The 20,640-nt window shown below is 33.8% G+C and carries 20 protein-coding genes; 11 read left to right on the forward strand and 9 right to left on the reverse strand.

Annotated features, from left to right (window positions below):
* Positions 1-6 precede the first annotated feature (6 nt).
* The 3 genes from B2745_RS14720 to B2745_RS14730 all read left to right on the forward strand — a co-directional run bounded on the left by B2745_RS14720 (position 7) and on the right by B2745_RS14730 (position 3,485).
* Positions 7-1,407 (forward strand): DUF5009 domain-containing protein, encoded by a 1,401-nt coding sequence (locus B2745_RS14720; RefSeq protein WP_304068209.1) that lies wholly within the window; start codon positions 7-9, stop codon positions 1,405-1,407.
* Between the two features lie 338 nt (positions 1,408-1,745).
* Positions 1,746-2,081: a hypothetical protein gene (locus B2745_RS14725; protein WP_304068210.1), complete on the forward strand. Its 336-nt coding sequence runs from the start codon at positions 1,746-1,748 to the stop codon at positions 2,079-2,081.
* Positions 2,082-2,177: 96 nt separating this feature from the next.
* Positions 2,178-3,485 (forward strand): ammonium transporter, encoded by a 1,308-nt coding sequence (locus B2745_RS14730; RefSeq protein ID WP_304068212.1) that lies wholly within the window; start codon positions 2,178-2,180, stop codon positions 3,483-3,485.
* Between the two features lie 130 nt (positions 3,486-3,615).
* On the opposite strand, the gene B2745_RS14735 is transcribed toward B2745_RS14730, so the two are convergent.
* The 3 genes from B2745_RS14735 to truA form a co-directional block, all read right to left on the reverse strand.
* Positions 3,616-4,179, reverse strand: a complete 564-nt coding sequence (locus B2745_RS14735) for a hypothetical protein (protein WP_304068214.1) — start codon at positions 4,177-4,179, stop codon at positions 3,616-3,618.
* A gap of 1,163 nt (positions 4,180-5,342) precedes the next feature.
* Positions 5,343-7,130: an ABC transporter ATP-binding protein gene (locus B2745_RS14740; RefSeq protein ID WP_304068216.1), complete on the reverse strand. Its 1,788-nt coding sequence runs from the start codon at positions 7,128-7,130 to the stop codon at positions 5,343-5,345.
* Positions 7,130-7,909 (reverse strand): tRNA pseudouridine(38-40) synthase TruA, encoded by a 780-nt coding sequence (gene truA, locus B2745_RS14745; RefSeq protein WP_304068218.1) that lies wholly within the window; start codon positions 7,907-7,909, stop codon positions 7,130-7,132. Before truA ends, B2745_RS14740 begins: the two co-directional genes overlap by 1 nt.
* A gap of 132 nt (positions 7,910-8,041) precedes the next feature.
* Between truA and B2745_RS14750 the strand changes: the two genes are divergently transcribed.
* Entirely contained in the window at positions 8,042-8,503 is a 462-nt protein-coding gene (locus B2745_RS14750) for a DUF4293 domain-containing protein (protein ID WP_026904261.1), read from the forward strand.
* Between the two features lie 162 nt (positions 8,504-8,665).
* Here B2745_RS14750 and B2745_RS14755 read toward each other — a convergent pair whose 3' ends face one another.
* A complete protein-coding gene (locus B2745_RS14755) occupies positions 8,666-8,956 on the reverse strand; it encodes a hypothetical protein (RefSeq protein WP_026904262.1) in 291 nt (96 codons plus the stop codon).
* A gap of 242 nt (positions 8,957-9,198) precedes the next feature.
* Between B2745_RS14755 and B2745_RS14760 the strand changes: the two genes are divergently transcribed.
* The 7 genes from B2745_RS14760 (at position 9,199) to B2745_RS14790 (ending at position 15,275) form a co-directional block, all read left to right on the forward strand.
* A complete protein-coding gene (locus tag B2745_RS14760; protein WP_304068220.1) occupies positions 9,199-10,419 on the forward strand; it encodes a T9SS type A sorting domain-containing protein in 1,221 nt (406 codons plus the stop codon).
* Positions 10,420-10,532: 113 nt separating this feature from the next.
* Positions 10,533-12,380, forward strand: a complete 1,848-nt coding sequence (locus B2745_RS14765; protein WP_304068222.1) for a DEAD/DEAH box helicase — start codon at positions 10,533-10,535, stop codon at positions 12,378-12,380.
* Between the two features lie 138 nt (positions 12,381-12,518).
* Positions 12,519-13,262 carry a 3-oxoacyl-[acyl-carrier-protein] reductase gene (gene fabG / locus B2745_RS14770; protein WP_026904265.1) on the forward strand — a complete coding sequence of 248 codons (744 nt, stop codon included), beginning with the start codon at positions 12,519-12,521 and terminating at the stop codon, positions 13,260-13,262.
* 190 nt (positions 13,263-13,452) lie between these two features.
* Positions 13,453-13,620 (forward strand): hypothetical protein, encoded by a 168-nt coding sequence (locus tag B2745_RS14775; RefSeq protein WP_304068224.1) that lies wholly within the window; start codon positions 13,453-13,455, stop codon positions 13,618-13,620.
* 23 nt (positions 13,621-13,643) lie between these two features.
* A complete protein-coding gene (locus B2745_RS14780; RefSeq protein ID WP_304068326.1) occupies positions 13,644-13,835 on the forward strand; it encodes a YgaP family membrane protein in 192 nt (63 codons plus the stop codon).
* A gap of 11 nt (positions 13,836-13,846) precedes the next feature.
* Positions 13,847-14,452, forward strand: coding sequence for a TlpA family protein disulfide reductase (locus tag B2745_RS14785; RefSeq protein WP_304068225.1), 606 nt, complete (start codon positions 13,847-13,849; stop codon positions 14,450-14,452).
* Between the two features lie 154 nt (positions 14,453-14,606).
* Positions 14,607-15,275, forward strand: coding sequence for a superoxide dismutase (locus tag B2745_RS14790; RefSeq protein ID WP_414691938.1), 669 nt, complete (start codon positions 14,607-14,609; stop codon positions 15,273-15,275).
* Positions 15,276-15,360: 85 nt separating this feature from the next.
* Here the strand turns inward: B2745_RS14790 and dapA are convergent, their stop codons facing one another.
* From dapA to B2745_RS14815, 5 genes are all read right to left on the reverse strand, one after another.
* Positions 15,361-16,242, reverse strand: coding sequence for a 4-hydroxy-tetrahydrodipicolinate synthase (gene dapA / locus B2745_RS14795; RefSeq protein WP_304068227.1), 882 nt, complete (start codon positions 16,240-16,242; stop codon positions 15,361-15,363).
* The gene (locus B2745_RS14800) at positions 16,239-16,775 is read right to left on the reverse strand and encodes a DUF6913 domain-containing protein (RefSeq protein ID WP_304068229.1); all 537 of its coding nucleotides are present in this window, start codon (positions 16,773-16,775) and stop codon (positions 16,239-16,241) included. The genes dapA and B2745_RS14800 overlap by 4 nt, the downstream gene beginning before the upstream one ends.
* A gap of 17 nt (positions 16,776-16,792) precedes the next feature.
* Positions 16,793-18,805: an NAD-dependent DNA ligase LigA gene (gene ligA / locus B2745_RS14805; RefSeq protein ID WP_304068232.1), complete on the reverse strand. Its 2,013-nt coding sequence runs from the start codon at positions 18,803-18,805 to the stop codon at positions 16,793-16,795.
* Positions 18,806-18,876: 71 nt separating this feature from the next.
* Entirely contained in the window at positions 18,877-19,608 is a 732-nt protein-coding gene (locus B2745_RS14810) for a LytR/AlgR family response regulator transcription factor (RefSeq protein ID WP_304068234.1), read from the reverse strand.
* A complete protein-coding gene (locus tag B2745_RS14815) occupies positions 19,605-20,639 on the reverse strand; it encodes a sensor histidine kinase (RefSeq protein WP_304068237.1) in 1,035 nt (344 codons plus the stop codon). Before B2745_RS14815 ends, B2745_RS14810 begins: the two co-directional genes overlap by 4 nt.
* Position 20,640 lies beyond the last annotated feature (1 nt).

Raw genomic sequence — 20,640 nt, forward strand, 5'->3', positions numbered from 1 at the left:
TTTTAAATGAAAGTAGTTCATCATGATATGACCAGTCGTTTCTTATCCTTAGATGTTTTAAGAGGGTTGGCTATTTTACTGATGGTATTATCAGGAAGTATCGCTTTTGCAGATTTTATGCCTGCATGGATGTTCCATGCACAAGTGCCTCCGCCAAAGTATGTGTTTAATCCTGAAATAGCGGGAATTACCTGGGTTGATTTGGTTTTTCCTTTCTTTCTATTCTCTATGGGGGCAGCTTTTCCACTTGCTTTAAGCAGTAAGCTAGAAAAATCGAGTATTTTTATTGTTTTATTGCAAGTAGTTAAACGTTATGTTTTACTTGTCTTTTTTGCAATATTTATCTTTCATGGTAGGGCTTGGGTAATGAGTGAGCGTCCCGGGATGACTGAAAACTTACTTTCTGTAGGCTGCTTTATGCTTCTTTTTTTATTGTTTTCTAAAACCAATTTTGAAAGTAAATCTTTTTCCATAGGCAGGCAAATTTTTGCTTTTTTTATCGCCATGCTTTTTCTTGTTTTTTACCCTTTTAAAGAAAATGGATTTGATTTTTACCGTAGTGATATTATTATCATTGTACTGGCAAATATGGCATTGTTTGGTTCTACTATCTGGATTTTAACTCAGTATAAACCTGGATTAAGACTGGCCATACTTCCGCTTGTTATGGGTATATTTCTTTCTGCTAAGGTTGATGATAGCTGGGTAAGTCAGGTATTTAAGTGGTCGCCTATACCTTGGGCCTATAGTTTTTATTATCTCAAATATTTATTCATCATCATACCGGGTACTTTTGCGGGCGATTGGCTTTTGGAAACTAAGCAAAAGCAAGTAGTTATAAAATCATCAGTTATAACTTTAGCGATAGCTGCTTTATCTATTTTATTGGTAGTTATAAATGTTACTTTATTGTTCTCCAGAGCGCTTGACATAAATATTTTAGTAACTATAGGTTTTTCGTTACTTATTATTCTCTTGAGTAGAAAAGCAGCGTTACATTTACTTTTTCAAAATTTTATAAGATGGGGTGTTTTCCTGCTTATTTTGGGTTTGGTTTTTGAACCTTTTGAAGGGGGGATAAAAAAAGATCCATCAACCTATAGTTATTATTTTATTTGTAGTGGACTAGCTTTTTTAACTCTTGTAAGTTTTATGTTTTTAGAATCAGGAGGTTATTTTAAAAATGTTTTTAGTTTTATTGCCAAGGTAGGGCAAAATCCTATGATTGCATATACCTGTGGAGCTCTTTTTTTACTCCCTTTATTAAAAATTAGTCATACAGAAATACTTTTAAATGCGTTAAATTTTAATGCTTGGGGTGGCGTTAGCAGAGGATTCATATTTACAACGCTGGTAGCCTTAATAACCTCATTTTTTACTATCAAACGTATTTTTTGGAAAACTTAATTTTCATTTCTTTATAGAATAATCTTTATGAAGATGCTGCTTTTATCAAGGCAGTTTCTAGGTTTATATTATACATCATTTCCTTTTTCTATAATCATTTTCTGCTCATTAGTCTTATTACCTGATTAAATTCACGAGTTATTAAAGCTAAACCCTTAGGTTTTTAATTTATTTGTTGGTTATTTTTTAAATTTTTATATCAATTTACTGATTTTATTGTGTTGAACGATTGTTTTTGCTAATTTTTTAGTTTTTTGTGTATATTTTTTATGTAATTATTATAAATTTTCAATAAATATTATACTTTTGATGATTATATACTGATTTATGTCATATTTATGAGATTTTTTGCCTTGATTTTATTAAAAATTTTATTTTTTTGCATTGCTTTATGTCTTTTTGTTTGTTTAGAAAGAAATTCAAATAAGAAAATTCCTTCTGAAGTATCTTTTTATGAAGAAGTTTCTTTAGCTGGACATATTCAAGAGGCTATTCTTGAGACTACTTTTGTTAAAAACTTTGAATTTAGGCTACAAGCGCAGGTTTTAAAAAAAGTAGGTTACAGGCTTGATATTTCTTCTCTAAGTTTTAGTTGTATTGGTCAAGCATCCATGCAATTTGTTCTTTCTATTTTTCAAAAGTTATTTCTATTTCCATTTCATGTATTTTTTTAGTCGACTTATCATTAACCTACCTGATAAACATTTTTAGCAGATGATAACATTTAGTATAGTTATCTGTCCATTGGTTTTAACTTAAAATATTTTAAAATGAAAAAGATTTTACCTTTTGCCGTATTGGTTGTTGTGCTTTTACTGGCTTTAATTTTCCCTTCTGTTGATGTTAGCAATGTTGAGAATTCTACATTAGATACTGGAGATACCGCATGGTTACTTGTTTCTGCAGCTCTGGTTTTATTAATGACGCCTGGCCTTGCTTTTTTTTATGGGGGTATGGTAAGAAAGAAGAATGTAATTTCAACCATGTTACAAAGCTTTGTTTGTATGGGTGTAATTACGGTAATTTGGGTGGTTTTTGGATTTAGCCTTGCATTTGGGGAAGATATTGGTGGTGTTATTGGTAATCCATCAACATTTTTTATGATGAAGGGTATGCTAGGTAACACTTCCTGGTCATTAATGCCTACAGTTCCTTTGGTTCTTTTTGCTATGTTTCAACTTAAGTTTGCTGTTATTACTCCTGCTTTAATTACAGGTGCATTCGCAGAGCGTATACGTTTTAATTCTTATCTTATTTTTATTTGTTTATTTATAATTTTTATATATGCTCCTTTAGCGCATGCAACTTGGCATCCTATGGGGATTTTGTTTGAAAAAGGTGTGTTAGATTTTGCAGGAGGTACTGTTGTACACATGTCTGCAGGTTGGGCAGCCTTGGCATCTGCATTATATTTAAAAAGAAGAAATACGCCAGATCATACACCTGCCAGAATTAGTTACGTTATTTTGGGTACTGGTTTACTTTGGTTTGGCTGGTTTGGATTTAATGCAGGTTCAGCAGGTGGTGCGGGTTCTTTAGCGGCAACTGCTCTTGCAACTACTACTACCGCTTCTGCTGCTGCTGCCATAGCTTGGGTGTTTTTTGATATTATGTTGGGTAAGAAGCCTTCTGCTGTGGGAACCTGTATTGGGGCAGTAGTTGGTTTGGTAGCCATTACCCCTGCAGCAGGTTTTGTTACTGTTTCTAATGCTTTGGTTATTGGAATTGTAGCCGCAGTAGTAAGTAATCTGGTTGTTATCTGGAGATCTAGAACAAGTATTGATGATACTTTAGATGTTTTTCCTTGCCATGGTGTTGGTGGTATGGTTGGTATGTTATTAACAGGAGTTTTTGCGAATCAAGCGGTAAATGCTGCCAATACTACAGGAAACGGTCTTTTTTATGGGGAAACACATCTGTTTCTGGTACACTTAGCTGCATTGGTAGCTGTATCAGTGTTTTCTTTTGTAGGTGCATTTATATTGTTAAAAGTTACCGATTTAATTAGTCCTTTACGTGTTACACCTGAAGAGGAAAGTGCCGGATTGGATATTACTCAGCATGCTGAGGAGCTTTAAATTGATATTTTTAAAAGGGGCCGGAGTTAATTCCGGTCCCTTTTATTTTAGCTCGATAAAGATAAAGTATATTGTAATGCTGATAGAAAGCTTAGCAATGTCCTTTACTGTCGTTTGTTTAAAGAATGCTTTAAACCTGAATTACTTCTTCTTTTACCGTTTGGTTACCCGGTAAGTCTGTAGCTGTTACTCTTATTGTAGTACCTAGTAGGGTAGGGTTATTTGCTGTAACGGTATACATCCAATCAAGTCCGTTTTCCTGTAATAAAGCTACGCCGGTCTCTATGTTATTTCCGTTGGTATCCACCAGTTCTATTTGTACTGTTTCTACGCTAAAATTGTCTACAGCTCTGATTAAGATTTCATTACCGATTTGGCCATTATAGGCTGTTAAGGTTATTTTCTTTATCGTTGGAGATTTACAGAAATCTGCTAAAGCCAAATTATAGGCACTTTGTCCGGGTTTTACCAATGCTTCATACCATTGTTTACTTATGGGGTCGTTTGTAACTGCTTTGGCATAAAGCGTAGCTTCTTTAAAGCGCTCTTTTATCGCTTCTTGGTTTTCTGTAAAAGGAGCCGTTCTTATGCCTCTTTTGGCGACAATTGTTTTACCTGCTACTTGACGAAATACAAGCATCTTACCAATTTTACCACTTGAGCCCATGACTAAATCATTTTCTATTACTTTCATAATTGTTGAATTTTAAAAATTAATTACTCTGTTTTTACATCTTTATTTACCGGTAAGCGATGCGTGATGCAAACATAAAGAGGTATTATGTAAATCCCTAATACATTGCGTTTTATGGCTTGTATTTGCAGGTTTTTGGTGTGTTTGAGTGGTTATGACATTTTTTAGTTATCCGTGGTTTTTCAGCTTTTTTGTAATGAGGTTTTTTTTTGAGAAGCGTTAATCTGCCAGAAGTTTAGCTTTTAAAATAAAGGTGTTTTAGGGGAGGCTTAGTGTATTTTTTTATTATAAAGTTTAAAAATGAGCCTTCGTTTCTAGGCATTAGGGGCATTTTTTTAGAAAAAGTTTCTGGGGTGTAGCTGTAAGGTAGCCGTAAGGTTGCTGTAAGCTAGCGGTAAGTAAGGGGGCTTAGTGTATTTTGATGGTTTTCTTAAGCGATGATTGGGGGGGTAATCTTCGTCTTTTTTCTGCTGTTAACTCATCGTTTTTTTTAAAGTTAACAGCAGACCAGACGAGCGTAGGTTTTACATCTTTGCAATTGTGATGAAAGTAAGGGAAAGGATGTACGGTCTGAGGAGATCTAAAGGGATTCCAAAAAACTCGCTGGCATGAAATACAGTTACAGATTGATGTTTGAGTAGCTTAAACTGCTTTCGGATATCTTTCATCATTTTGCTACAGGTGCGTTCGCTTTTACCGCTAATTCTCATGAGGTCAGCGATGTAAATAAATAGTCTTGTAAATTTTTGTTCCATAAGTTTCTAAAATTTGATTATTCAAAAATACTTTTCAAGTATTTGATTTACAATAGTTTGAATATTTTTAATAAACTGTGAATTGGCTCTCGAAGCGCTCTAAAAAAATGATAATGGTAGTAAAACAAGCTTTTAAATTTTGCTAATGCTTGTCGAGGCGATATTATGATTTTGATAATGATGAAAATGGAGTGTTTTAGCTTTTAATGGTAGGGAATGGCAGTGGACTGCTTGATTTTGGGATTAACAAGTGAAGTAGTAGATAATCCATAATCCATCAAGTAAAGAAAAAGCTTAGCATGCCGCAGTAAGATATTTGATGTTGGATACGTCATTCATTTCATCAATTCATACAAAAATCAACCCTTCCAATAAGTTCATTACTCTTGATGGTCATGAATTATATGCTTAGCTCTTTTCTATTCCGCTAGAATTAAATTGTAGGTCATACAAGTTTTTATAATAACCGTTTAACTTGAGCAACTCTTGGTGTGTCCCCATTTCTTTAATTTCGCCATGGTCTAATACAATGATTCTATCTGCATTTTGGATGGTGGATAAACGATGCGCAATAACTATGGAGGTTCTGCCTAGCATTAATTTTTCTATAGCTTGTTGTATCAAAATTTCTGTTTCTGTGTCTACAGAAGAAGTAGCTTCATCTAAAACTAAAATTTTAGGGTCGTAAACCAACGCTCTGATAAAAGAGATTAATTGTGCTTGTCCAGCAGATAAAGTAGCGCCTCTTTCTTGTACCTGATAGTCATAACCGCCGGGTAAACGCATAATAAAATCATGTGCACCAACATCTTTAGCTGCTGCTATAATTTTTTGTCTGCTAATAGCTTGATTTTTGAGGGAGATGTTATTTGCAATGGTATCAGAAAATAAAAACACATCCTGTAAAACCGTAGCTATTTGATTTCTTAAGTATGTAAGCTCAAAATCTTTGATGTTAATACCATCTATTTTAACACTTCCTTTACTAATTTCATAAAATCTATTCAGGATATTAATGGTTGAGGATTTGCCTGCACCAGTAGCACCTACAAGTGCTAATGTTTCTCCTTCTTTAACTTCAAAAGAAATGTTTTTTAATATCCAATCTTCTTCATTTACAGGAGTTTGATTTTGCTGGTAAGAAAACCAAACATCTTTAAATACAATCTCGCCTTTTAAGTTTTGTGGTGCCAATTTGCCTTCATTGATAGTTTGTTCTTGAGTATCTAAAACTTTAAAAATTCTATCAGCGCCTACCATACCCATTTGTAAGGTATTAAACTTATCTGCTAATTCTCTAATAGGTCTAAATAACATGTTAACGTACATGATAAAGGCAACCACTACTCCGGCAGAAATTTCATTGTTGAGTATACTTTTAGAACCATACCACACCAATAAGCCAATAGACAAAGCGGATATGATCTCTACAACAGGAAAAAATATAGAATAATACCAGTTTGAACGGATATGAGCATCGCGGTGAACGGCATTTATAGCTTTAAACTTTTTGTATTCCTGATCTTCTCTGGCAAAATATCTGATGATACTGATGCCACTAATATGTTCTTGTAAAAAAGTATTGAGTTGGGCAACTTGTGTTCTTACCTCTTGAAAAGCAGATTTTATGGCTTCTTTAAAAATGTAAGTGGCAAGCATCAATAATGGCATAGGAATTAAAACTACCAAAGTGAGCTTCCAATCGGTATACAACATGACCCCAATAATGGTTACCAATTGTAATATATCGCCAATAATAACTATTAAACCTTCAGAAAATATATCGGCAATGGTTTCTAAATCAGATACGGTACGTGTTATGAGTTGTCCTAAAGGTGTTTTATCAAAATACTTTAATCTGAGTTGGGTTAGATGGTTAAAAACATCTTTTCTCAAATCTTTAATAACCGATTGCCCTAGTGTATTGGTTAGGAATGTGTGATAGTATTGAATAACGGTTTGAAGGATTAATAATATGATGAGGATAATAGTCATATTGATTAATCCGGATTTATTATCAAAAAGGATAAAATCATCAACCGTTTTTTGAATAAGCAGGGGTCTTAGCGGAGCTACGATAGCTAAGCTAAGGGTTAAAAAAATAGCGAGATAAAAAAGTCTTTTATAAGGGTTGGTATATTTAAAAAGTCTTTTTAATAAGCTCCAATCATAGGTTTTTCCAGTAACTTCTGCCATTATTTTTCTTCTTCTATTGCCCTCATGATATAAGGATAGTTAACTTCGGTTAAGAAAAGTCCGCAGGCAGGTACAGAAGCACCAGCGTTAGATCTGTTTTTACTTTCTATTACTTCTCTCATATAATCTGGTGAAAATTTCCCTCTTCCAATATCCGTTAAAGTGCCCACAATTGCCCTTACCATATTTCTCAAAAACCTGTTAGCGGTAATATGGAAGATAATTCCATCCGCAGCTAATTCCCATTCTGCTCTGGAAACTAAACAGTTATTAGTGAAATTATCGGCATTAGCCTTGCAGAAAGCGCTAAAATCTTCATATTCTAGGAGATATGTTGCTGCAATATTCATGGCGTTCATATCCAGGGTTTCTTTTATAAGCCAGCTGGTATGGGTTTTAAAAGGGTTTTTATGAAAATGAATATGGTATTGATAAGACCTAAAAGTGGCATCAAAACGGGCATGCGCATCTGGAGCTACTGGGTAAATATGGTGTATAGCGATATCATGAGGTAGAAGCGCATTTAAACTTCTCAGGAATTTAAGTTCTTGGTTTTCTAAATTTGCGATAGGGCAATCAAAATGTGCAAAAAACTGGGTGGCATGTACGCCAGTATCTGTTCTGCCACAGCCTAAAGTATCTATTTTATCTTTGAAATAGATGCTTAAAGCTTCGTCAATTTTTTGTTGAACAGTAATAGCGTTAGGTTGATATTGCCAGCCATGGTAGTTCATTCCATGATAGCTTAATTCTAGAAAATATCTGTTAACGTGATGCACCCTACAAATTTAATCTAAATAGGCTTACTATTTTAGTTCAGTAGGCAACATTTATGTAATTTCTTTTATAAACAATTTTAATAAGACCAGATGTTTTTACATTTGCTTAATTGTTTATATTTAAAAAAGATTATGATACAAAGAATACAAACTGTTTATTTTTTCTTAGCTTCTTTAGCACTTGCAGCTTTGTTTATGTTTCCTATTGCTACAGTTTTTGAAACCGATGGAGCAAAAAAAATAAGCGTTACCGGTGTAACCCAAACCTTAGATGGAAATGTAGTACAAACAGAAAGTTTTTTATTATTAACCATTATTACGGCATTGTTAGCTTTAAACTCGTTGGTATTGATATTCCTTTACAAGAATAGAAAGCAGCAAATGATGTTTACCTATGTACATATCGTTGTTATCATTGCTTACAGTTTTTGGTTATCGCAAACAGTAAAAAATGCTACTACTACTCTATTAGAGATAGGAGATTATGGTATTGGTGCTGGACTATCATCTATAGCGGTTTTATTTTTGGTGCTAGCTGTTAAGGGGATTAAAAGAGATGATAAATTGATAAAATCTGCGGATAGATTGAGGTAATGCTTTAGATAATCGAAGTGTAGCAAGAGGCTGTCAAAAATCATATTTGCCACATTGAGCGGACCTTTATTGTCATCCTGAGCGAAGTCGAAGGATAAGAAAAGGCTTCGACTCTGCTCAGCCTGACACAAAGTGGTGATTTGAGATAGCCTCTTTTTTTGTTTAAATATTTCCTACAACCAAAATAGGTTCAGGGCCTTTGGGTTCTTGTTCTAGTTTTTCTGAAATGGCGCAATAGCCAGAGACTCCTCTGTTAAGTAAAGTATAGCCTAAGGTCAATTCTGTTGCCGCGATAAGAGGATGAGAAAATATGTTTTTTAATCCTTTAAGGGCGATATAAGTTCCTCCGGCTATAGAAAGTATCCTTTCTGTTTTACTTAAATTGGTATTGATGTTTTCTTTTAATAAAGAATCTTCTAAAGTATTCTTTAATTGTTCTACGGTATTTATCATAAGAAATGTTTTTTTTGAGAGCAATAATTCAATAATGATGCCTAATTATTGTTTTAAGGATTTTAAATTGTGGTATAAAAAAGGGATAAAACAATAATGATTTTTTAGAGTTTATAACTTTGTGGTGTTTTTATATTGACAAAACGAAATATTTATCAATTATTTTTTGAAAATTTCACATAAATTTAATCTATTCTCTTTATATTTAGCAGAAACTACTTAAAAAATTAAATTCGATACACATGAAAAAATTTTTACTCTTTTTATTGGGCTTGTCTAATTCTGTTTTTGCACAGATTTCTATAATTGAAAATAACACATACAACCAAGATTTTAATGGTTTAGGAACTACCACCGTAGCATGGAGCGATAATGTGAACTTAAATGGGTGGTATGCAGCAGCAGCCTCATTAAGTTCAATAGGTGATATAAATATTTCAACTGGCTCTTCTACTGCTGGCTCTTTATATAATTTAGGTTTATCTGGAGAAGCAGATAGATCATTAGGTAGTTTAGTTAGTGGTACTACCGGTACAATATATTATGGGTTGAGGTTGAAAAATAATACATCTACAGAATTAAAGTCTTTAACTATTTCTTATACTGGAGAACAATGGAGAAGAGTAACAGGTGGTACAGAACAAAAGTTGCAATTTTCCTATCAAGTATCTTCAAATGCAATAACAAATTTGACTACGGGATCATGGATTGCATCTAATAGTTTGGATTTTACTAGTCCCACTTTAGGGACTACCGGGCTTTTAAATGGTAACGATGCAAGTAATAGAGCAATAATTACAGCGACTATAAATGTTACTATTCCTGCGGGATCTGAAATTATGTTAAGATGGATGGATATTGATGATTCAGGGAATGATTTTGCTTTAGGAATTGATGATTTATCAGTAACACCTTTTTCCACTCTTCCCATCCAACTTTCCTCTTTCAATGCTCAAGCTATTGATAAAACCATCTTATTAAACTGGGAAACTTTATCAGAAACTGAAAATGCAAGTTTTGAAATAGAAAGATCAGTAGATGGAATAAGCTTTACTAAAATTGGCTCAAAAGAAGGTTCAGGAACTACCACAGCTTTAACAAAATATCGTTTTGTAGATGAAAATCCTCTGCCTGGAACCAATTATTATAGATTAAAGCAAATAGATATTGATGGTAAAAGCGAAATTTTAGCAGTTAAATCAGCCATATCAAATATATCTTTCGCTACTTTAAGTGTTTTACAAAATAGTAATACGGTTACGGCTCAAATTTTATCTCCCGTAAAAGAAAAAGCAAAACTAAGCTTGTTTGATATAGGGGGTAAAGTCTTGGCTCAACAAGATATTTTATTAGAAAACGGCTTAAATAGGTTTGATTTTTCTCAGAACCTGGTTAGTGGCGTTTATTTCTTCAAGCTAACAAGTGCATCAAATCAAATTAATACAAAATTTATAAAGCTGTAAAAGCTGTATTACTGTCTGGTATAAAAAACTATATCAGACAGATTTTGCATTTCAGGTATATAATTGTATCTTTGCGCCCTATTTGGCAATGTTGCCATATTTTATAAATTATCATGAACCCATTCAATGAATTGGGGATACGACATGATATTGTTAATGCGATAACTGAGTTAGGTTTTACTAACCCTACTCCAATCCAGGAAAGTGCCATTCCAGTTTTGTTATCAGGCAGCAACGATTTTGTCGGATTAGCCCAAACAGGAACAGGAAAGACAGCCGCATTTGGCCTTCCATTATTAGAACTGATCGACTACAGTAAAAATCACCCACAAGCACTTATTCTTTGCCCAACACGTGAACTTTGCTTACAAATCAGTAACGATTTAAAAAATTATTCTAAAAACCTTCCTAATGTTAATGTAGTTGCAGTATACGGTGGTGCAAACATCGTAAACCAATTAAGAGACATTAAAAGAGGCGTACAAATTGTGGTGGCAACACCTGGTCGTATGCTAGACATCCTTAACAGAAAAGCTATAGATTTCTCTCAAGTGAAATATGTGGTTTTAGACGAGGCTGATGAGATGTTAAACATGGGTTTTCAGGATGATATTAACGATATCCTTTCTACAACCCCAGACACTAAGAAAACCTGGTTGTTTTCTGCTACCATGCCTAAAGAGGTAAGAGCCATTGCCAACAATTACATGACCAACCCACATGAGTTAACCATGGGGACAAAAAACACAGGTAATGTTAATATTGAGCATGAGTATTACATCGTTAAAGCTAGAGACAAATACGCAGCTTTTAAACGTATTGTAGATTTTAATCCAGAGATTTTTGGTATTGTATTTTGTCGTACTAAAATAGAAACTCAAGAAATTGCAGAATCTTTAGTAAAAGACGGTTATAATGCCGATTCTTTACACGGAGATTTATCTCAACAACAACGTGATAAAGTGATGAAGCGTTACCGCGATAGAAGTTTGCAATTGTTAATTGCTACTGATGTTGCAGCCCGTGGTATTGATGTTAGCGATGTTACACATGTTATCAATTATTCTTTACCAGATGAGATAGAAAACTACACGCATAGAAGCGGTAGAACAGGAAGAGCTGGTAAAACAGGTATTTCTATAGCTATCATCAACTCTAAAGAATTATACAAAATACGCCAAATAGAAAAAGTAATTGGTAAGCAATTTACAAAAGCAGAAATTCCAACTGGTTTTGATGTTGTAGAGAAACAATTATTTGGTTTGGTACATAAAGTTCATAATGTTGAGGTTAATGATTCTCAGATAGAACAGTATCTTCCTAGGATTATGGACGAGTTTAAGGATTTAACTAAGGAAGATGTTATCAAACGTTTTGCATCTTTAGAGTTTAACAGATTCTTAGATTATTACAAAAATGCTCCGGATTTAAATACTGCTACAGATGAGCGTGGCGGTAGAGAAAGAGATGGCGGCAGAGCAGGACAAAGTGGATTTACACGTTTGTTTATCAACTTGGGTTCTGTTGATGATTTTACAAGAGGAGATCTTTTAGGTTATATCTGTAACAATGCAGGTATAAGTGGTAAATCTGTTGGTAAGATAGATATGAAAGGTGTTTTCTCTTTCTTTGAAGTGGAGAATGAAGTTGCAGAAAAAGTGATTGAAGGCTTCAAGAAAGTAGATTTCCATGGTAGAGATGTAAGAATTGAAGTTTCTGGAGAAGGAAGAAGTGAGCGAAGAGGTGGTGGAGGTCCTAATCGTGGTGGCGACAGAGAGCGAAGAAGCTATGGTGGCGGCGGCAGTAGAAGCGGTGGCGGCGAGCGAAGAGAAAGAAGTGATAGAGGAGGAGAAAGAAGTAGCGGTGGCGGATTCAGAGATTTTTCTGGTAAAAGAAAAGAAGGTGGAAATAGTGGTGGTGGAGAAAGAAAATCTGGTGGAGAAAGAAAAAGAAGATATTAAAATTAATATCTACACATAAATTCTAAAAAACTAAAAGCAGAGGTATTCTTATATAAGAATGCCTTTTGCTTTTTATAAGGGCTTGTATGCTTATCAAAAAAAAATGATAATTTCACGTCTTTATCTTAATCAAATAAAATGAAGTTATTACAAGGGAAAACCGCATTAATTACTGGTGCATCTAAAGGAATAGGAAAAAGAATTGCAGAAAAATTTGCAGAACAAGGTGCAAATGTTGCATTTACCTATTTATCATCAGTAGAAAAAGGCGAAGCTTTAGAGAAAGAATTACAACAATATGGTACACAAATAAAGGGTTACCGTTCTGATGCTTCTAAGTTTGGAGAGGCTGAGCAACTGATTAATGCTATTGTTACTGATTTTGGTACTATTGATATTGTTGTTAACAATGCTGGTATTACCAAAGATGGTTTATTGATGCGCATGTCTGAAGAAAATTGGGACGATGTATTGGAAGTAAACTTAAAATCAATTTTTAATACCACAAAAGCAGCGTCAAAAATTATGATGAAAAACCGTCATGGTGTGTTTATCAATATGAGCTCTGTAGTTGGTGTACAAGGAAATGCTGGACAATCTAATTATGCAGCATCTAAAGCTGGGATTATAGGTTTTTCTAAATCAATAGCTAAAGAATTAGGTTCAAGAAATATCAGAACTAATGTGGTGGCTCCAGGTTTTATCAGAACAGAAATGACAGCTGTTTTAGACCCAAAAGTTGTAGAAGGATGGGAAAAAGATATTCCTTTAAAAAGAGCAGGAGAAACAGATGATGTAGCCAATGTTTGTGTTTTCTTAGCATCGGATATGAGTGCTTACGTGAACGGACAGGTAATTTCTGTTTGTGGCGGTATGTTGTAGAAAGTACAAAGTATTAAGCCGTTATAAGCTTTCAGAAAAATCTCTAACAAATTGTTAGGGATTTTTTTATTTAAAAATTTTGGGCTAAAGTGACTTATGTCACCTAAATGCAAATGCTATTATTTCATATTTGTTATAAGATTAAAGAAACAGTTTTATGAAAAGTTTAATGCTAAACAATTGGAATGTTATGCGAATCATAAAAACCCTAGCGGGTATTTATATCGCTTATGAAGCTATTGCTCGTGAGGAAGCGATGATAGCTGTTTTAGCTGCAATTTTACTTTATCAAGGATTTTTTAATGTTTCTGCTTGTGGTATTGGCGGGTGTAATGTATCAAACAGATATAACCATTAAAATTCTGAAATATGAAAAAGAATATGGGAGGCTTAGATAGAAGCCTAAGAGTAATTATAGCCTTGGTAATTACGTTATTGTATTTTAATGAAATGATAAACGGCACTTCAAGTATGGTATTATTAGTGCTGGCTGTTGTATTTGTTCTAACAAGTTTAGTGAGTTTTTGCCCCTTGTACGCACTTTTTAAACTGAATACTTGTAAGCGGGATTAAATTAGAAAACGATGGCGGAGAAAGAGAAAAATGATAAGAAGTTGTTCAGTTGGTCTAATATTTCAACTGTGTTATTAGTTGTTTTTGCTTTAGCGATGCTATTTAGTCCGCAGGTTAAAGGAAAAGTAATTGAAGGCTTAATGATGGTAGGCTTATTTCAGCCTGATTTACCTCAAGATCAAGAAATCAAAGCAGCTTCAATTTCAAAAGAAGAGGTTGTTTTTAAAGATGCATCAGGTAAAGAAGTAAGATTATCTAGTTTAAAAGGTAAAGTTGTGTTCATTAATTTTTGGGCTACTTGGTGTCCGCCTTGTATTGCAGAAATGCCATCTATTCATCAAATGGTACAGCACTTAAAGGGTAATGATAAGCTTGTTGTTTTAACTGTGGATGTTGATCAGGATTTACGGAAATCATTAAAATTTATGCAAAAAAGGAATTTCGATTTACCTGTTTATATACTTGCTAGTGCAGTGCCCAGTGCGTATTTGGGTAATAGTATCCCAACTACTATTGTTTTAAATAAGCAAGGTAAATTGGTATTTAAGCATGAGGGTGGTGCTGATTATACTAATAAAAAATTTATCGACTTTATAATTAAGCTGAGTCAGGAGTAATGCTGTACTGATTTGGGTATAATATTTTTAAAGGTTTCTGGAAAAGATGTTATTTTAATGTAATTATGGCTTATTTAGTGTGAAACATGTATCTTTTTTGCAATAGCTCTTTAAAACATATTTTTAGTTTTACATTTACAATAAAAAAAGAGAAATGAAAAATAAGTTATTACTATTTGCAATGTTGTTGGCAACAAACAGCCTTTTTGCACAGTTTACACAAAAACCTTTGCCTTACGATTATAAGGCGCTTGAGCCTTATATTGATGCTCAAACTATGGAGATTCATTATTCTAAGCACCATGCTGGTTATATTAAAAACTTGAATGACGCATTAAAAGCTAAGGGTGTAGAAAATCAATCTATTGAGGCTATTTTGGCAAATATGTCAAAATATGACACTGGAATAAAAAATAATGCCGGGGGGCATTATAACCATGAATTGTTTTGGTCTATTCTTTCTCCTAAAAAAAGTAATCCGTCGGCAGAACTTAGCGCAGCCATTAACGCATCTTTTAAAAGTTTAGATGGTTTAAAAAATAAATTAAACGATGCTGCCGTAAAAAGATTTGGTTCTGGTTGGGCATGGTTGATTGTTGATGAGAGTGGTAATTTAGCGGTTTCTTCTACTGCAAATCAAGATAATCCCTTAATGGAAGGAGCTGCTAAAAAGGGGACACCTATTTTAGGGATAGATGTATGGGAACATGCTTATTATTTAAAATACCAGAACAAAAGAGCAGATTATCTTTCTGCTATCTGGAATGTGATTAATTGGGACGAAGTGAGTAAAAGATACAACGAAGCAAAGAAAGCTAAGTAATAGTTAAGATATCATCAGGAAACAGATTGAGTATTTGTTTCCTGATTTTAATAGTAAGGTAGTTAATGATTTTAAATGACGATTATTAATTTTTTAAAGTTTTAATAACCTCTATAATTTGCGCTTTTGTTTGATCGCTAACAGGAACAAGAGGTAATCTTACGTAATCATCACAAATGTCTAATTGTTTCATTGCAGCTTTAATCCCGGCAGGGTTACCTTCTACAAAACATAATCTTGTAAAAGCTAAAAAGTCAGAATGACTTTTTCTTGCACCTTTAAAATCATTTTTTAAGCAGGTGCGTACCATTTCAGAAAATTTTAAAGGGAAAGCATTTGCAACAACAGATATAACCCCTATAGCACCTAAAGCAATCATAGGTAATGTTATAGGATCATCTCCAGAAATTAAGTCAAAACCTTCTGGTTTATGAGCTGCTATCTCATTAAACTGATCAAAATTACCTGAAGCTTCCTTAATTCCGATGATATTTTTAACTTCTTTGGCTAACCTTAAAGTAGTTTCGGCACTCATGTTGGCACCTGTTCTACCTGGTACGTTGTATAAGATAATAGGTAATTTGGACGCTTCGGCAATAGCCTTATAGTGTTGATAAAAACCTTCTTGTGTAGGTTTATTATAATAAGGCGCTACAGAAAGTATAGCTTCATATCCTTTTATAGAAAAACTACTTACTTCAGCCACAATTTCAGCGGTATTATTACCACCAATTCCGGCAACTAAAGGAATTCTTCCGTTTACTTTCTCGGTAACAAATTCAAAAACTTTTTTCTTTTCTTCTTTTGTTAATGTAGCAGATTCTGCGGTTGTACCTAAAACCACTATATACTCAATTTTGCCATCTATCAAATGGTTAATGGTTTTTTCTAAGGCATTAAAATCAATTGTGTAATCAGCATGAAAAGGTGTAATTAAGGCAACACCAGTCCCCAAAAATCTACTCATTTTATTTTCTCTAAATAATATCTCAACTCTGTAGAAAAGCCAACTATGCTTTCCTGTTGTGTTTCTAACATAAAATCAAAAAAAGGTGCTTGCTTAGGATTATAAGCCGCAACTTTAAAAACCGATTTTGATACCGCAGCTACATAAACCAGTGGGAAGCATAAATCAGTACAAAGGTTTATTAAAATGTCAAATTCATGATTAATGAAATTGCTTATTTTCTCTTTTTTAGGAATATAATTCCAATCTATATCCTCTAAAGAAATAAGTTCAATATTGGTTTTTGATTTCAGTTTTAAACCTTTGTCTAACACAAAACCCAACAATTTTACCTTTTTATTATCATTTTGCAAAGTTTTTGCAAAATGTTCTGCCTCTATCATCTGTTCTGCATCTTTAATGGGTACTAAAATACCTATATTTTGTGCATCTTGTAAGGATATAGAATGATTATGACGTTTAAGTTTCTTGAGTTCATGCTTCAACTTTGCAAAGCCATACTTAATCCTTAAACTATTGAAGAATTGCTTCATCTCTTTTCCTTTTTTTATTACTCCAACAGCTTTAACAAAGCCGCATCATTGATGATAGGAATGTTTAATTTATGAGCTTTTTCTAATTTAGAAGGGCCCATATTATCACCAGCTACTAAATAATTTAATTTACCGGATATACCACTTAGTATTTTACCTCCATTACTTTCTATAATGTCTTTAAGTTCATCGCGGCTGTATTGTTCAAACACACCCGATATAACGAAAGTTTGGCCAGCTAATTTTGAACTCTGTAAAATTACTTCCTTTTCTTCAATTTCAAACTGTAAACCTGTTTCTTTTAAGCGATTTATTTCTTGTTGATGTTTTTCATCAGTAAAATATTCTAAAATACTTTGTGCAATACGTTCTCCAATTTCATCTGCAGCAATCAGTTCTTCAAAAGAAGCATTTTGTAAAGCTTGGATATTCTTAAAATGAAAGGCTAATTTTTTAGCAACGGTTTCTCCAATATATCTAATTCCTAAGCCAAAAAGTACTTTTTCAAAAGGCATTTGTTTAGAGCGCTCTATACCATCCAGCATGTTATTAACAGATTTTTCGCCAAACCTATCCATACTTTTTAAGGTAGCTTCGTGATTTTTTAATAAGTAAATATCACTAATATGCCTGATTAAGCCTTTTTGATAAAGCGCTTCTATAGTTTCAGAACCTATTCCATCAATATTCATTGCCTTACGGCTGATGAAATGCTGCATTTTACCTACAATTTGTGGCGGACAACCCTCGTCATTAGGGCAATAATGAACAGCTTCTCCTTCTTTTCTGATGAGTTGTGTGCCGCACTCTGGACAATGTTCTATGTAATTGATTTTTGCAGCATCAGTTTTTCTTTTTTCCAGATTTACACGTATAACTTTCGGGATAATTTCTCCGCCTTTTTCTACTAAAACAGTATCGTTTTCATGTAAATCAAGTCTTGAAATCTCGTTAGCATTATGCAAAGTGGCTCTTTTTACAGTTGTACCCGCCAATAAAACAGGTTTTAAATTAGCTACCGGAGTTACAGCACCGGTTCTACCAACCTGATAGGTTACTTTTTCTAAAGTAGTTTCTACTTCTTGGGCTTTGTACTTATAGCTAATTGCCCAACGTGGAGATTTTGCTGTAAAACCTAACTCTTGCTGTTGGGCGTAGCTGTTTACTTTTATCACAATACCATCTATGTCATAGCTAAGGTTAAACCGTTTAGTTTCCCAGCTTTCTATAAAAAGTAAAACATCTTCTATGGTATTGCACAGCTTACTTTCTTCGGATACATGAAAGCCCCAACTTTTTACAGCTTGTAAACTTTCCCAATGTGTTTTAAAAGGATTTTGGTCTGCATAAAGGAAATATAAAAAGCAGTCTAGCGGGCGTTTGGCAACTTCGGCAGAGTCTTGCATTTTTACAGTGCCTGATGCAAAGTTTCTTGGATTGGCATAAGCTTGTTCGCCCTGTTCTATACGCTCTTGGTTAAGTTTTTCAAAAGCGGCTTTATGCATAAATACTTCGCCACGTATCTCAAAATATTCTGGAACATTTTGATGGGTTAAACTCAACGGAATACTTCTTAATGTTTTGATATTTGCAGTTACATCATCGCCTTTAGTGCCATCTCCGCGGGTAACAGCTCTCAGTAATTTTCCATTTTCGTAAGTTAGACTGATAGATAAACCATCAAATTTTAACTCGCAAACGTATTGAAAATTATCGCCTATAGCTTTCTTAATTCTTTGATCAAAATCTATTAAATCTTGTGCATTATAAGTGTTACCTAAAGAAAGCATCGGCCATTTGTGCACCACAGTTTTAAAGGTTTTGGTAATTTCTCCGCCTACTTTTAAGGTAGGGGAATCTGGGTGTACAAATTCTGGATATTGTTTTTCAAGAGCTTCTAATTCTTTGAGTTTGATGTCGAAATCATAATCAGAAATGGTTGGCATAGCTAATACATAATAGTTGTAATTATGCTGTTTTAGCTCTTTTACTAATGCTGCTATTTGCTCTTTTATATGTACCGTTGGCATACTGCGAAGATACTATTTTAGAGAAATATTAACACAGGCTTCTTTTTGCATAACAGAAGAAGTTTTTAAAATTACATTCCTAATGCAGCTCTTAATTTGGGATAACCGTTTTTACTTACAGGCAGTTTTTCGCCATTTCTAAGTAAGACAATGTGACTGTCTTTTTCGTAGTTTTCTATTTTAGTGATTTGATCTAGCTTTACGATGTACGAGCGATGAATACGTATAAATTCTTTTTCAGATAGGTTTTTCTCAAAAAAGCTCATGGTTTTATTTTTCAGAAAAGCGCCTTCTGGGGTATGTATATTTACATAATCATCATCAGCTTCTAGATAAAGAATGTCATAAACAGGGATAATTTTAATTTTATTGCCCGTTTTAACCACAACACGTTCATTTTGAGCCGGGGTTAAAGAAGCTTCTTCTAAAACTGTTTTAAAATTTTGTACGCTTTGCTTTGCCAGGCATTTAGCAATAGCTTTGTTAAAACGCTGTTGATCAAAAGGTTTTAGTAAATAATCTATGGCGTTTGCTTCAAAAGCTTTGATGGCATATTCTTCAAAAGCAGTGGTAAATATAACCTGAGGTTTTTGGTCTAGCAGTTCAAGCATTTCAAAACCAGTTATTTTAGGCATTTGGATATCAAGGAAGATCAAATCAGGTTCGTGTTCTTTGATAGCTTTTAGCCCCTCAAAACCATTGTTGCATTCTTCTAAAACAGTAATGTTTGGATGCGCTGTTAAATATTCTAGAATAACACTTCTAGCTAGTGGTTCATCATCAATGATTAATGCCTTTTTCATGTTTGTGGAATGGTGAGTGTAGTTGTAAATTCATGGTTTACGGCGGTTACCTCTAACAAATCTTTTCTATTATAAATGATAGAAAGTCTTCTCCTTATCCCAGCCAAGCCAAATCCGGTTCCTTTATGTGGATAAGCCGTATGAGGGTCAAAAGGGTTATGTATACTGATATATAGTGTGTTTTCTTGCGAGCTACAATTTATCGTGATAGTAACATCATCTAAGGTATCATATAAGCCAAATTTTATAGCGTTTTCTAATAAAGGCTGTAAAATCATGGGAGGAACTTTTAGTTCTTTATTCTCTGTATTACAATTGATGATGGTGTTAAGCCGATGTCCAAATCTAACTTTTTCTATGTCTAAATAAAGCTTTAGGTGTGATATTTCTGCTTCTAGTGTAGTTAACTCATCATCTCTTTTGATAGTGCCTCGTAAAAAATCAGAAAGTTGCTGTATCATTTTTCTTGCTTCCTGAGGTTTTGAAAAAGTAAGTGCACTTATAGAGTTGAGACTGTTAAATAGAAAGTGAGGTTGTAATTTTTCTCTCAAAGTAGAAAGTTCTGCTTCTTTGCTCAACCTGTCTGCTTCTTGTCGTCTTTGTTCTAGTTCTTCTTTTTCTTGTTGGTTGTACCAAAGTACACCAATCATGGCCATCCATCCAATAAGTAAAAAGGAAAACCCAAAGCGTATAGGGATAGAAGAATGTAAAAAATTATGATATTCTTCGGTATCTGATGCTAGTTGAGGTAACACAAATAACAATACTGTGGTAGATAAAAAAGCCAATACCAAGCACCAAACAATTATAAAAATGTATTTATTTTCTTTTGGTTGATAGTAGGCTAAGTTGTTGGCAATTAACCAACAAAATAAGGCTATAATGACTAAAGAGCAGAAGCTGTCTTTAATGGCTACCATCAAGTTAAGACCTAAAGAGTACAAGGTATATGTACTTAAGGCAAGCCAAATGGTCCACAAAATAAAGAATGCTTTTCTGAAACTTCTGTTAGAAAAAGGTAAAACAGCCAAA

This window comes from Pedobacter glucosidilyticus, from assembly GCF_002483235.1.
In the GTDB taxonomy this organism is placed as follows: domain Bacteria; phylum Bacteroidota; class Bacteroidia; order Sphingobacteriales; family Sphingobacteriaceae; genus Pseudopedobacter; species Pseudopedobacter glucosidilyticum_B.